This is a genomic window from Vibrio sp. MA40-2 (assembly GCF_047302445.1).
Taxonomy (GTDB): Bacteria; Pseudomonadota; Gammaproteobacteria; order Enterobacterales; family Vibrionaceae; genus Vibrio.
Window position 1 is genome coordinate 1215325 of the sequence record NZ_CP178627.1, and the last position, 13912, is coordinate 1229236.

The 13912-nt window shown below is 40.9% G+C and carries 14 protein-coding genes and 1 tRNA gene; 7 read left to right on the plus strand and 8 right to left on the minus strand.

Annotated features, from left to right (window positions below):
- Positions 1 to 175: 175 nt before the first annotated feature.
- Positions 176 to 916, minus strand: coding sequence for a siderophore ferric iron reductase (locus tag ACLKML_RS05395; RefSeq protein WP_413282697.1), 741 nt, complete (start codon positions 914 to 916; stop codon positions 176 to 178).
- Positions 917 to 1041: 125 nt separating this feature from the next.
- Between ACLKML_RS05395 and ACLKML_RS05400 the strand changes: the two genes are divergently transcribed.
- The 5 genes from ACLKML_RS05400 to fhuB all read left to right on the plus strand — a co-directional run bounded on the left by ACLKML_RS05400 (position 1042) and on the right by fhuB (position 7976).
- A complete protein-coding gene (locus tag ACLKML_RS05400) occupies positions 1042 to 1953 on the plus strand; it encodes a helix-turn-helix domain-containing protein (RefSeq protein WP_413282698.1) in 912 nt (303 codons plus the stop codon).
- A 100-nt stretch (positions 1954 to 2053) separates the two neighbouring features.
- Positions 2054 to 4210, plus strand: coding sequence for a TonB-dependent siderophore receptor (locus ACLKML_RS05405; RefSeq protein ID WP_413282699.1), 2157 nt, complete (start codon positions 2054 to 2056; stop codon positions 4208 to 4210).
- An 81-nt stretch (positions 4211 to 4291) separates the two neighbouring features.
- Positions 4292 to 5059 (plus strand): ABC transporter ATP-binding protein, encoded by a 768-nt coding sequence (locus ACLKML_RS05410; RefSeq protein WP_413282700.1) that lies wholly within the window; start codon positions 4292 to 4294, stop codon positions 5057 to 5059.
- Entirely contained in the window at positions 5053 to 6012 is a 960-nt protein-coding gene (locus ACLKML_RS05415; protein ID WP_413282701.1) for an iron-siderophore ABC transporter substrate-binding protein, read from the plus strand. The genes ACLKML_RS05410 and ACLKML_RS05415 overlap by 7 nt, the downstream gene beginning before the upstream one ends.
- On the plus strand, positions 6009 to 7976 hold the full coding sequence (fhuB, locus tag ACLKML_RS05420) for a Fe(3+)-hydroxamate ABC transporter permease FhuB (protein ID WP_413282702.1): 1968 nt from the start codon (positions 6009 to 6011) through the stop codon (positions 7974 to 7976). The genes ACLKML_RS05415 and fhuB overlap by 4 nt, the downstream gene beginning before the upstream one ends.
- 252 nt (positions 7977 to 8228) lie before the next feature.
- Here the strand turns inward: fhuB and ACLKML_RS05425 are convergent, their stop codons facing one another.
- From ACLKML_RS05425 to ACLKML_RS05450, 6 genes are all read right to left on the minus strand, one after another.
- Positions 8229 to 8777, minus strand: a complete 549-nt coding sequence (locus ACLKML_RS05425) for a DUF1097 domain-containing protein (protein WP_413282703.1) — start codon at positions 8775 to 8777, stop codon at positions 8229 to 8231.
- Between the two features lie 10 nt (positions 8778 to 8787).
- The gene (lsrF, locus tag ACLKML_RS05430) at positions 8788 to 9672 is read right to left on the minus strand and encodes a 3-hydroxy-5-phosphonooxypentane-2,4-dione thiolase (protein ID WP_413282704.1); all 885 of its coding nucleotides are present in this window, start codon (positions 9670 to 9672) and stop codon (positions 8788 to 8790) included.
- An 11-nt stretch (positions 9673 to 9683) separates the two neighbouring features.
- Positions 9684 to 10322, minus strand: a complete 639-nt coding sequence (locus ACLKML_RS05435; protein ID WP_413282705.1) for a DAK2 domain-containing protein — start codon at positions 10320 to 10322, stop codon at positions 9684 to 9686.
- Between the two features lie 154 nt (positions 10323 to 10476).
- The gene (locus ACLKML_RS05440; RefSeq protein WP_413282706.1) at positions 10477 to 11472 is read right to left on the minus strand and encodes a dihydroxyacetone kinase subunit DhaK; all 996 of its coding nucleotides are present in this window, start codon (positions 11470 to 11472) and stop codon (positions 10477 to 10479) included.
- 76 nt (positions 11473 to 11548) lie between these two features.
- Positions 11549 to 11863 (minus strand): VOC family protein, encoded by a 315-nt coding sequence (locus ACLKML_RS05445; RefSeq protein WP_413282707.1) that lies wholly within the window; start codon positions 11861 to 11863, stop codon positions 11549 to 11551.
- Between the two features lie 332 nt (positions 11864 to 12195).
- Positions 12196 to 12564: a helix-turn-helix domain-containing protein gene (locus ACLKML_RS05450; RefSeq protein WP_413282708.1), complete on the minus strand. Its 369-nt coding sequence runs from the start codon at positions 12562 to 12564 to the stop codon at positions 12196 to 12198.
- A 266-nt stretch (positions 12565 to 12830) separates the two neighbouring features.
- Between ACLKML_RS05450 and ACLKML_RS05455 the strand changes: the two genes are divergently transcribed.
- Positions 12831 to 12905 (plus strand) — tRNA-Gly (locus tag ACLKML_RS05455).
- A gap of 242 nt (positions 12906 to 13147) precedes the next feature.
- Here ACLKML_RS05455 and ACLKML_RS05460 read toward each other — a convergent pair.
- On the minus strand, positions 13148 to 13267 hold the full coding sequence (locus tag ACLKML_RS05460) for a helix-turn-helix domain-containing protein (protein WP_413283727.1): 120 nt from the start codon (positions 13265 to 13267) through the stop codon (positions 13148 to 13150).
- A 209-nt stretch (positions 13268 to 13476) separates the two neighbouring features.
- Here ACLKML_RS05460 and ACLKML_RS05465 point away from each other — a divergent pair, with 209 nt between their 5' ends.
- Positions 13477 to 13677 (plus strand): Arm DNA-binding domain-containing protein, encoded by a 201-nt coding sequence (locus ACLKML_RS05465; protein ID WP_413282709.1) that lies wholly within the window; start codon positions 13477 to 13479, stop codon positions 13675 to 13677.
- Positions 13678 to 13912 lie beyond the last annotated feature (235 nt).

The following is a 13912-nucleotide window of genomic DNA, read 5'->3' on the forward strand; positions in this document are numbered from 1 at the left end:
TTGTTTTACAAAGTAATCGTTTTATAACGGAACAGTTTTATAAATTGATTGTGCAGTAGAAAGTTGATTAAAAAGCAGAGCGCGTAAGTAAGCCGTTCTGCTTTTTTTTGTATTGAAGTTTATCGAGATGGTTAGAGGTGGTTAACCACGTGTTGTTGCATAACAAATGGCTACATTAGGCATGGTTACGAGGACAATTATCGCACAACGTGCCTTGTTCACATCGATAGACCAAACAACAGCTGGTTCGAATCAACTCAAGGCGATCTGGATTATTGCTTTTTAATCCCCGCAACAGTGTTGTTGGTAACTGCAATGCTTCAAACCAAAGTTGGGCTTGTTGTTGAAAGTAGTCATTCTGACTGCTTGAGTGTTGATCTTGGACTACCGTATGGTTTTGTTGTAATGCTAAACCTTGTTGCAGTTTTACTAAGCAACTAAGGATCAGATCAGCGAGTAAATGATTCGCATAACCGGGCCGAATGCGCACATGATTATTCATCTGTTGCAGATAGACAGAAAATAACTGATCTAATTGTTTACCGGCTATTTTGATTAATTGCTCGTGTTCACCATGTATATGTTGATGAGATGGAAAATGAAAGCCATATACTGATGAAGACTGTACTTTTTGCGAAAGAGTTGTTAGCTGTGGTAACCCTTTTAAAGCATAAATGGAAATAAATGCGAGATAAACCGGTTGCCAGATAACACATTCCCAACACCTGGTCATCCAATAGCCTTTACCCGCCTCTTCGTTTGAACGAGATATGTCACAATACAGTGCCCCAATTGCATCAGACAAATTAACCGAGAGTGAAATTTGTCCTTTACTTGCAGGCGCAATGCTTCCAGAAAGATAAGGTGTAACTTGTTTAGACAAATCAAAAAGTTGATGATGAAATAGAGTATCCATTAGCTGATAATGTTTTGGTTTTTAAGAAATAGCCTGCCACAATAATGAGATAAATTCTCAAAAGCAATTAATTCTCATTTAAATATTTGATAGACTCTCATTTAGACTAAAGAGGGAATGTTGAAATGAACCAATTGGGCACACAGCCAATAATGGCGACGGGAGACGTAAGAATACAGCGCACTTTGGCGTTTATTCACCAAAATATCTCTGAATCGATCTCATTAACGGAAATTGCCACTCATAGCTGTTGGTCTCGTTGGCAACTTCAGCGGGTCTTCCAACGACTGACTGGCACGAGTGTGGCATCTTATGTAAGAGAGCTTCGCTTGAGCAATGCGGCTGAACGTTTATTAGATTCGTCCGACAAAATCATCGATATTGCATTCGACCATGGTTTTAATTCCGAGATCAGCTTTAGTCGCGCCTTCAAACAAATGTTTCACATTAGTCCTCGGGCTTATCGTCAAGCCAAAAGAAGAACCGGGTTACGTAAGCCTCTGCATTACCCAACTTGCTCTTTGCAATATGCTAGATGCACTAGTGCCTTAGTGGATGTACGTATTAACAGTGAAGATGCCTTTACGTTATTAGGTATTTCCGATGAAATTACCGGAATATTCGCTAGTGACCCTAATTTTCATCAAAGAATACCTGAAATTTGGGCGTCGTTTAATCAATGGATTGATTGCCGTCGTGTCGACCACTTAGGTGTATTTGATATGCTTTCCAATAATCAATCTAAGATTAAATATTGGGCAGGCATTGAGCTCGGTAAATTAGCCATGCATGCTGATAATCAAGCGATGGAGAGAATGCAGTTACTGAACATTCCCAGCCAGACTTATGCAGTAATTAGACATTCTGGACCTCTAGATGAATTGGCCTCTTCTATTGAGTGGGTGTTGCTGCATTGGTTGCCAAGTTCTGGTTATATTGCCATTGATGGTTACGAAATTGAAAAATATCCTGCTGATTTTGATTCAAACTCGAATGAGCAAGTTGTTGAGTATTGGCTACCAATTCAAGCATGTTGATGAAATTTAGCTTACTTTGCACCAAATTGTTAACTATCCAAATGTAAACTTTGTAAAATCCACAAACGAGATTAATTATCATTTACAACTGGTGTTTACAATGGATCGCAAAATAATATCATTCAAACGTTCGGCCATTTCTATTGCGCTATTTAGCTTTTTTTCTTCTCCTATCGTTAGCGCAGAAGAAGTGGAAAACGACAACCTTGAAAGCGTCACTGTATTAGGTTCTACCTATCGAAATACAGCGACTAAAACGGCGTTACAACCAGAAGAAACGCCACAAGGTATTTCAGTTATTGAAAATGAGTTACTAGAACAACGCTCAGTAAAATCGTTGAACCAAGCATTGCGTTATGCACCTGGTGTGTCGACCGAAAATAAAGGTTCTTCAGTCACCATGTACGATACATTCAATATCCGTGGTTTTGATGTTCAGCAAAGCTATTATGATGGTTTGTCACTGCAATTTCTGAAAGGATGGAACCTTCAACCACAAATCGATCCGATTGCCATGCAACAAGTGGAGATTTTTAAAGGACCAACATCGGTTTTGTATGGTTCAATGCCGCCAGGTGGTATGGTAAATATTATTGCTAAATCACCACAAGCAGAATCTAGTACGAATGTAGGTCTCGCCACAGGTTCACGTGATTTGATGGAAGCATCGATAGATACTACAGGGCAAATAGAGAATAGTAACTTATCGTATCGTTTTATTGCGTTGGCGCGTAAACAAGACAGCCAAGTGGATAATGCAGAAGAAGAGCGTTATGTGCTTGCCCCTTCTGTTGATTGGCAAGTGTCTGATCGTACTTTGATTAACTTTAATCTGTATTACCAAAATGATCCGGCAATGGGAATTAACTCATCTTTACCAATCATTAGTGGTGAGTATGGTTCAACCTCCTCAAGTACCTCTGCTGGGGATGTAAACTGGAGCAGTTTTGAACGTGAAGTGCTTATGTTGGGATATAAAATCAATCATGATTTTGGCAATGGTTGGTCATTCCTACAAAATGCGCGCTATACCGATGCGGATCTACTGCAAAAAAATACCTATCACGTCGACGGTCAATTCGATGAAACGACAGGCAGCCTTGATCGCTATATATACAGTACCGATGAGTCTTCACAGGGGGTTGCAATTGATAATCAATTATCGGCCCAAGTTTTCACGGGGAAAGTTGAGCATAACCTACTATTTGGTATCGATTATCAAAAGCTTGATGGTGAAAGTAACTACATTAGTTACGGAACAGTAAGCGGGTTTAATCTTTACAACCCAAATAATGATCTTATCGACGCCAGTTCACTCGATAAAGATGCCGATTATTTAGATAAGATTTCTGTTGAGCAGTTAGGCGTTTATTTCCAGGACCAGATTCGCTATAACCGTTGGATCTTTATCGCGGGTGGACGTTACGATTGGTACGAATCAGAAAGTGATTATACAGGGGAATATTCGTATTCAGGCAGTTGGTATGATTACGAAAATTATGAAGAAGCGGATCAAAAACAGTTCTCCTACCGTGTTGGTGCTATGTATGAGCTAGCTAATGGATTGTCTCCGTTTGTTAGTTATGCAACCAGTTTTGAACCTGCAGCTGGTCTAGATGGTGACGGCAATACGTATGATCCTGAAATCGGTCAACAAGTAGAAGGTGGTATTAAATATCTTTCTAACGACATGTCACATGAAGCAACGATCTCTCTATTTCATATAGTTAAAAGTGATGCCCTTATGGCGGATCCAGATGACCCGTGGGGTGCTAACCTACAGGTAGGTGAGTTGACTTCGCAAGGGGTTGAAGTACAAGGGCGTTGGTTTATCAATGAATCGGTTGATGTACAAGCTAGCTATACCTACGTGAATATGGAAATTACCAAAGATACAGAAAACGGGTTGCAAGGTACGACACCAATTTATACACCTAAACATTCAGCTAACTTATGGGCTAACTATTATGTGCTTGATGGTTCGTTAAGTGGCACTCGGATAAGTGGTGGTGCGCGTTATGTTGGTGAAATGCAAATGAACGCTGAGAATACCGCTGGTATGGTGCCATCGTATGTAATCACCGATCTGTCGTTAGGCTATGATCTAGGTGAACTGAATCCATCACTGTCTAATGCGTCAGCAAATTTGGTAGTGAATAACGTATTTGATGAGCAATCTTACACCTGCTACGACGAGATTAACTGCTGGTATGGTGCGGAACGTTCATTAGAATTTAATGTAGATATCAAATTCTAATTCGATATCAATTTTATAGTCATATCGCTCAAAAATAGTTGAAAGGCTATTTTTGAGCGTTTTAGTGAAAGAGAATAAGTTATGTTTCAGCTAGAAGGCATCTCAATTATTAAAGGTGGAAAAACGGTACTTGATATCGCCGAGCTTAATATACCTTCGGATAAATTTACGGTTATTTTAGGACATAACGGCTCGGGTAAATCAACATTGGTTGATGTTTTGGCTGGGCAGCAGAAACCGGATAGTGGCGTAATTAAACTTAACCATTCTTGCATGACCAACTTAACCACCAAGCGTTTGGCTCAGCAGATAGCCTATTTGCCTCAACACTTGCCGCAAGCATCTGGATTGAGTGTGCGTGAACTGGTGAAGTTAGGGCGTTATCCTTGGCGTGGAGTGTTTGGCAGATTTGGTCAGGAGGATGAGCAAATTGTCGATGATGCGATGCAAAGCACGGGGGTGAGCCATTACCAAAATCATTCCGCGGAAAATTTATCGGGTGGTGAAAGGCAACGCGCTTGGATCTCGATGCTGATCGCTCAATGTTCACCTATTTTAATTTTAGATGAACCGACTTCAGCATTAGATATTCACCATCAATACCAAGTCCTTGATCTACTTCGCCAGTTAAACAGAGAACAAGGTAAGGGTGTGATCGTTATTCTGCATGACCTTAATCTTACTTTGCGTTACGCCGACCATGTTATTGCCTTAAAAAATGGTCGTGTCAGCGTAGAAGGTTCAGTTGAGGGTGTACTTAATGAAGCAACACTTTCTGATTTATACCAAAAACCGATCAAATTAATAGACCATCCAACACAGAATAATAAGGTAGCTGTCGTATGTTAACTATAATCAGGCATGGCAAGCGTGCAGTCTTCGCTGTTTTGTCGTTTTTTTTGCTCAATCATGTTTCGATGGCCGCTTATGTTGTTGTTGATAGTGACGGTGAAAAAACATTAGATGCAATTCCGACTCGAGTTGCTGCATTAAATTGGGATATTGCGGAACAAGTCATAGAGTTGGGCATAGTCCCCGTTGCGATGCCAGATATAAAAGGTTACAGCGAATGGGTAGTAACGCCTAAAGTACCAAGAGAAACGCGCGATATTGGCACACGAGTTGAACCAAATTATGCAGTGCTACGCGAACTAAAACCGGATGTTATTTTGGTCGCGTCTCCACAGAAAGATCTTACACCTAAGTTGGCAGAGATAGCTCCGGTATTATATTACCAAACCTACAGTGAAGCGCATGATAACGCTGCCGCAGCGATCACCAACTTCAAGAGAATTGCTCACGTCTTGGGAAAGTCACAGCTTGCGGAAAACAAGCTTAAGCAGATGAATGAGGAGCTTTTACAGTTAAAACAGCAATTGTCAGCGGCGTTTTCTCAAAATAATCAAGGAAATAAAGGCAACTACGGCAAGCCCAAAGTGTCTTCTTTTCGTTTTGCCAGTACCACGTCGGTTTATTTATACGCGGACAATTCAATACCTCAATATGCGTTACAGCAATTAGGCTTTGAAAGCGCACTGCCTCGACCAAGTTCTCAATGGGGTATTACTCAAATACGCTTAGCTCAGTTGAATAAGATTGGTAATAATGTCGTGTTGTATTTTGAACCGTTTAATCGTCAAGATTTTCTAGCGCGTTCGGCTATTTGGCAAAGTATGCCGTTTGTAAAATCTAATCAAGTTCAGCCAGTTTCAGCTGTTTGGAGCTACGGTGGCGCTATGTCTATTTTATATAATGCCCGAGCCATGGCAGATGCGCTGATGGAGGTTGCAGCAGCACAATGAAGCACGGCATCGTATTAATTGTTTTTGGTTGTACTGCATTACTGCATCTCGCCGTAGTTCAGAGCCAGTTTGGTCCAAGTGTTGATTTCTATTATTCGCTTTTGTTTTCACCTCAGTCCATCAGCGGTTCGTTTGAATGGACCACATTTGTTGATGCGACTTTGCCGCGTTTAGTTATGGCCAATGCAGTTGGTGCTATGTTTGGTTTAGTAGGCAGTTTATTTCAGCAGCTAACACAAAACCGCTTAATGTCTCCTCTTACCTTGGGCACTTCCGCTGGAGCATGGTTGGGGCTGGTGATTTTATCTGTTCTCTTCCCATCCTTGTCTTCTTTATGGCAGTCAACGTTCGCACTAAGTGGTGCGTTATTAGCGATGATGCTGGTGATATCAATAGTCGGTTTTCGTAATTTAACTGGTTTGCCAGTGATATTGGCTGGTATGGCAGTGAACTTATTACTTGGTGCATTTGCTACTGCTATTATTCTTTTAAATCAGCAGTATGCTGATAATTTGTTTATTTGGGGAACGGGAGATTTAGGGCAAAACGGTTGGGAATTAGTCAAATGGCTTCTGCCAAAACTGGCGATAAGTGTCGCGATTGTGTTTTTTGCTCCGCGGATACTACAGGTATTGAGCCTTGGCTCCAGAGGCGCAGAAGGGCGAGGATTAAATACTGGAGTCGCTTTTGTTATTTTATCGTTTATTGGCGTTTGGTTAGTCTCCGTTTCTATTACTGCGGTTGGACTGATTAGCTTTGTTGGCCTAATTGCACCGAATATTGCTCGATCGTTAGGCTACACTCGAGCGCGTCAAGAATTGTTAGCGGCGACAGTATTAGGAGCAGCAATTTTATTGTTAACAGATAGCCTTGCTGTGTTTATTAGCCAATGGTCGCTGGATCTTATCCCAACAGGAACCGCAACTGCCATTATTGGTGCTCCGATGTTGATTGTGATTGCTCGTCGTAAGTTTGACGCTCAGGACGTTTTGTCACTTACTTTGCCTAAAGGTCGACTTCAATTGAATGATAAGACCTATTTCGGTGTGGCGATAGCAGCGATTCTTATTGTAGCAGTCACCTTATTTGTTCCCGTTGGAGATGTACATACCTTGCGTATTCCTGACCGTTTTGAATGGGATATATTGTGGCCACGCTTACTTGCTGGTATTGCATCAGGAGCTGGGCTAGCAGTCGCGGGTGTCATTTTACAACGCTTGGTCTACAACCCTTTAGCCAGCCCTGATATTCTGGGCGTATCATCTGGTGCAGTGTTTGCTCTAGTATTAACCAGTTTAATTACTGGCGTATCTATTCACGAAACGAGCTTTTTTGTCGCCATTGCTGGTGCAGTCGCAACCTTGGTCGGCTTACTAATCTTAGGGCGTAAGCATCAATTTTCGCCCTCAATGTTGGTATTAACAGGGGTCGCTTTAACCGCTACATTAGAAGCGTTAGTGCAATTTTCACTTACCCGCGTTGGCTCGGATAAATACACCATTCTCAGTTGGTTGTCAGGTTCTACTTATCGAGTCAGTCGTCAGGAAGCTTTGATAGCTATATCGGTTGTGATAGCTTGTATTTTTCTCAGTTTACGCTTAAGTCGTTGGTTAACGCTGTTGGCTACTGGGCATCAATTTGCCCGAGCAAGAGGTCTTCCTATTTCGATAAGCTACGTGATGTTGCTTGCTTTAGTGGCGGTATTTTGTGCCACAGTCACGACTACAATGGGACCGGTGGCATTTGTAGGTTTACTTGCGCCACACATTGCGACCTTATTAGGCGCGCGGCACGTTAAAGTTCAGCTAATTTTAGCTCCAATGGTAGGCGCGGTTTTGTTGTGTGTATCTGATTTAATTGGGCAGTGGATTGTCTTTCCTGCGCAAATAGCGGCGGGAACGATCGTATCAGTAATAGGTGGCAGCTACTTTATTTTCTTACTCACTCGCAGCCGAAGTAGTTAAGCTGGCTAAACTGCAGCCAGAAAGTGAAAGTACCTGTTGAATTTACTGTTGCAATACCGATTTTGCATCATTTGGCCATGATACTGAGCCGTTACCTATTATTGTGACCGGATATCGAATATAGACGCACTTAACTTTATGCAAATATTGGAGAAGTGTAAAAATTCCCATGCGACTGTTTCTACTGCATATGAAAGACAGAGGCATGGGACTCGATATTTTCCTATTACTGACAGTGATGTCGTAATTTAATTAATGAGTTGCATGAAGATCTGATGAGTGATCGTGACTTTCTATGTAAGTTTCATATCGAGATCGTAAAAGGATAGTGACCATCCCATATCCTAGACCAAGTACGCAATACACAAGTTCCGTTATCGTGGCTGTTAGATAAGTGGCACCATCAACGTAAGACATTATCCCAAAGAATGTACCTGCACCAACAAACAAAGCAGGAACAAAGTCAAACAACGGTACTTTTTCTAAGCATATACAAGGTATGACCACGATAAACACCGCAATAGGAAATGCCATAAAACCAAGCGAAGACAATGCACCACCACCTTCCATTATTGCTATAGAGGCTACTATCCCCGAAACGTAACCAAAGAAGCTTTTTTGGCCACCTTCAACATTACAGCCAGCCATGAAGTACATTGCCCATGAGATAAATGCTATCCAACCAAACCCTGAATTTTCTGCTATCGGCATCATAGGTGCTAGTAACTGATCTGCGATTTGAATTGTAAACGCTAAGAATGCCACGATAAATGGTATAACAATAAATTGTGAAAATTTCATAACGGTTTCCTTAAGCTCTTGAGCTTTTTTCAGTCTGATATAAATCAAACGCTTGATTGGGTGTAAGTCCTTCATGAACAACAGCACCAACGGCTTTAATCATTGCAATTGGATCGTCCGCCTGAAATACATTACGCCCCATATCGACTCCCGCCGCGCCTGATTGTATGGATTTATAGGCTAAGTCCAACGCGTCCGCGATAGGTATTTTTTTACCACCAGCAACCACAATGGGAACCGGGCAAGCAGCAACGACTTTTTCAAAATCATCGCAGTAATAGGTTTTGACAATGTGTGACCCCAGTTCAGCGAGCACGCGTGTTGCCAGCATAAAATAACGCGTGGTACGTGCCATTTCTTTACCAACAGCGGTCACGCCTAGCGTAGGTATTCCCATACGGTTCCCACTATCAATGGTGTTGACAAGGTTTCGTAAACTAGAGCATTCGCCATTTGAACCAATAAACACTTGAATCGCCTGACATGAAGCATTAATACGAACAGCATCATCAATATCTACACCAATAACTTCATCGCTCATATCATCCTGAAGAACGGTACTGCCTGCACTGGCGCGCAAAATAATGGGTTTGTTGTGGTCTGGTTGAATGCAACTTCTTAATGCACCTCGTGTGGCCATTAAAGCGTCAGCGTATGGAACTAATGGTTCGATAGAAAGATCCATTCGTTCTAAGCCCGCGGTCGCACCCATAATGTATCCGTGGTCAAAAGCCAACATGACCGTTTTACCCGTCTCTGGGCGAAAAATTCGACTAAGCCTGTCTTTCATACCCCAATCAACATGATCCATCCCCTTTACGTGAAATGATTGATGTTGAATAGGGCAATCTAAACCGTAGTCTTTTGCTATTTGTATTCCCTCTTTATCTGCCATAGTGATGTTCCTCAATGCTTTTCATGAATAGCTTGATTAAACGATTCAAACAAAATCGCCATGCTTGTTGCCCCTGGGTCGAGAAATCCAACGGCTTTTTTACCCATATTTTTTGCCCTTCCGCGTGTTGGAATCATAGCTTTAGTGGCTTCTGCACCTTCTCTTGCGGCTTTTGCTGCAGAATCAAACATCACATCAATCTCTGATCCGTGTTGTGCTTCTTTCTCCAACGCTTCTGTTGCAGGGATCAAAGCATCCAGCATTGTTTTCTCACCTAAATGGGCGCCGCTGAATTTGACTACACGATCAACACCCGAGCGAATGGCCGCTGCAGCTTGTACTGGTTTCAATTCTTTTGCCGTAAGTCCTGAGCCAATACCGATGAACAAATTCCCCATAAGCATTCCTGCAGAGCCACCGTCTTGGCTCATGATATTCCAACCAAGTGTGTCTATTTGTTTATTCCAATCTTTCTTCTTTTCCGCCAGAGTTTCGTCGACGCAGTGGCAGACACGCAACATAGTGGTACCGTGATCGCCATCGCCAGTTTTACCGTCCAGTTCATTGAGAAGGGCAACCTGAGATTGGATGTTTTTTGCCGCTGTACCAAGCATGCTTATTAACAAATCTTGATTAAATACTGTCATCATTCACCTCTTATTTTGAGCAATACGAAGCCCTACTGCATTGCAATATTTACGATTGAAACGGACTTTTTATGCTGTATATCGTGTTATTACGTATGTCCTAACATGTAAGTAGGGCGCTATTGTTTGTCAGGCAAAAAGTGTAGCGAGAAGCTAATTAATGCTGAGTCCAATAAGGGGAATTACAAGGCTTGTCCCAATATTGAAGTATTTCTTTGTCAAACTTGCCGACACACATTTGAAACCCCGCCATTTCTTGAACTGTTAATATTTCTTCCACTTTAGAGCGTGAGACAGTGACCTTTTTATCTTCAAGATATAAATGACATGCTCTAGCAACAACAAACATTTCCATCAAGGTTGTCGCACCTGAACCATTGATCATTAACATGACATTATCGGCTGCTTGAAGGTTGATAGCTTTACCAAGTTGGTTAAGCATGATGTTTGCTGTGTCATCTGCAGTTTGTATTTTCATACGGCCACCACCGCCTTCGCCATGTTGACCCATGCCAATTTCCATTTCATCTTCTGCAAGGTCACCAATGACCATACCTGATTGAGGGTGAGTCGCATTGCTCATAGCTACTGCGAGAGTCGCCATATTTGTATTAAATTTTTCTGCTATGCGATAAACTTCATCCAAAGGCAAACCCGCTTCCGCTGCTCCACCAGCAATTTTATAAATAGGCACGCAACCCGCAAGACCACGACGATCTTCTACATCAGTATCCAAACCAGCACTGATATCATCATGAGTAAGGAGCATTTTTACATTAATACCTGCGTGCTCTGCCATTTCCATTGCCATTTTTGCTGCCATGACATCACCTTCATGGTTTAACACAATAAGCAGCACACCAGCTGGGCAATTGGCCATTTTCAAAGCTTCAAACACTTTCGGTGCACCAGGCGCGGCAAATATGTCGCCAACAACTGAGTAATCAAGCAAACCTTCACCTACATAGCCACTTAATGCAGGTTCATGACCTGAACCGCCAAGCGTGACAATAGCCACTTTGTTTGGATCTTTGGATATCGCTCGCGCAACGATTTTTTCAGATACAATTTTAATTTTTTGAGGGTAAGTCATCCCGTAACCTTGAAGTAACTCAATGGTTATATTTTCGGGGTTGTTGATGAATTTTTTCATAACTTAATTCCTGTTCACGTTATTAAACTCGACATATTGAATTAGTTTTTGCTCGTGTATTGTCCAGTTTTGGTTGTTATAGATATTGCATGAGTTCAATAGGAGCTTCGTCATCCATAATAAAAGCAATTCTTAGCTTTTCGGTTGAGTTGAAGGGCTCTATCAAAATGGTTTTTCCTTTTATGGCTTCTTCTAGGTCGTCAACTTCATACGCAATGTGAGCCGTATTTTTCAACTCTTCAGGCATTGGGCTATCTTTGGCAAAGCGTAGCCATTCAATCCGGTTTTCACTTTCACTAAAATCAGTCAAATAAAGTTTCATCTCTTCAGAGAATACTTCTCCCTGATGTCCGACGGTTGTTGGAATGCCCACATGGTTAAATGTTCTCATGATTTCTCTCCTTAATAGTTTTACTGAACGATTTAAATATATAGGCCATGAGAAAGGACTGATGTGATATTGCTCACAATGATAATTTTGATTTATTTCATTTATAATCAATAACTTATAAATCAACTTGTTTCCCTGGATAGCAAGTGCAACAAAGCTTACTAGTGGAGCAATATGAGCAACTGCAACATAAAAAATACGCTTATATGGTTTATTTCTGTGCGAGGAAAAGGCAAGTGCAACAAATATTTTGTCAACGAACGACTGTACGTTCTAGCAAGTGCAACATGTGATATTTGTCGCATTTTTTACTCTTTTCGAGCAAAAAATATCTATTTAAAGGTGTAAGTGTCGAGTAGTTCATTCAATTGAGTTATAGGAAGTTCGGGATGGTGGTGAAGCACAAATGCTTGGCACTGTTCTCTATTAAGTCCAATATGAACAAGCCCATCTACTAATTCTGTGTATTGCTTTTCAACGATCTGTTGATGGAATTTTTTTCTATATGCCGCAAGTTTTTGGGCAAACAAAGGCTCATACCCGTATGGGCCAGAATTGCGGTTGAGCTCACGGCTCACGGTAGAACGATGAATCGCGAGAGATTTCGCTATTTCAGACTGGTTTTTACCTTCTTTACGTAAAGCCCAAATTTGTAAGCGTTGTTCTTCTGTCAATTGACGATACACCAAGATTACACCCATAGAACAAACTAATAAGACTTTAGAAATATAGCTTTAACCAATACAAAATACTGTGAATTAAAAAGCATTGCTGAATCTAAGTTCATTTTTGTAGATGCGACACAAACGTTGCTATAAGTTGTTATAATAGGACTAGCTTAAAACTTGTACGGTATTTGTTCGGTCTGAACAAAATTAGAGCAAACAGTTGAGTTTCATTGATTTTATTTGTTTTAGGGCTTCCATTTTTCTATTGATATGGCATTATAAGCACCGTTCGACGATGTGCGTGCATCGTATAATGGCTATTACCTCAGCCTTCCAAGCTGATGATGCGGGTTCGATTCCCGCTGCACGCTCCAAGTTTCCTCCTCTGTTTTATCAATCCCAACCTTTTGAAAAATAACCACTTTATTGTGGGTTTTTGCGTTTCTATTCGTTTAAAAATATCGGTTTTTATCCTCCATGTATGGACACGGTGGCCAAGTGGTGGCCATAACGGTGTCCATTTTATTATTATCTATTTATCGGGTAATAAAATTTTTTGTCTCACATTTCATCAGCTCAATATAAGCTCAGCTAATCTGAACATTCATTCTTATGTTCAAAAAGCTCCCCCAACACTAATTTGTAAATAGGCACAAAGATTATCTATCACTTCCAAGTCTACTCGAGTAGCGGTTTCGTTATATAGCCGAGTAACTGTTCCTCGTTTGATACCTATCTTACAACCACAGAACTTTCAGAGCGTATCAAATATGATTCGCGTGTAATTCGTGAACAATTAAAAGACTCTGTTTTATTTGAAGGCATTCACTACATTCGTCCATTTGGAGGTAGGAAAATTCTTTTTATTTGGGAACGAGTAGAAGAGGAAATGCTGATCGGTATTTCTACCCACTCGTTACTGACCGGAATCTAAAGGAGACTAGCATGGGTGTTATTAATGTTCGCAACAATAAACTAGTTTTACAATTTCGTTATAAAGGGCAACGTTGCAGAGAACAAACACAATTGCCAGATACAGCATCGAATAGGAAACGACTAACAAAGCTTTTGAAACGAATTGAAGTTGAAATCATTATTGATACGTTTGACTATGAAAAATATTTTCCTAATATTCAGACTTACTAAGTTATTGTGATACAGAACTTTAGTGGATCTGCTTTATAATTATATGGACAATGTCCATATAACAACTGTTATATGCTTTCGTTACCACTCGTAATCCGATTAGCAGTTGACATTAATTTACTGTACGAACAGAATAAAGTTATGAATACAAATATTACGCAACAGATAACTCGAATTATTATCATTCCATAGGAATGGTGGTTTTTTGATGCGTGGAAAGTTATCAAATCCGCCC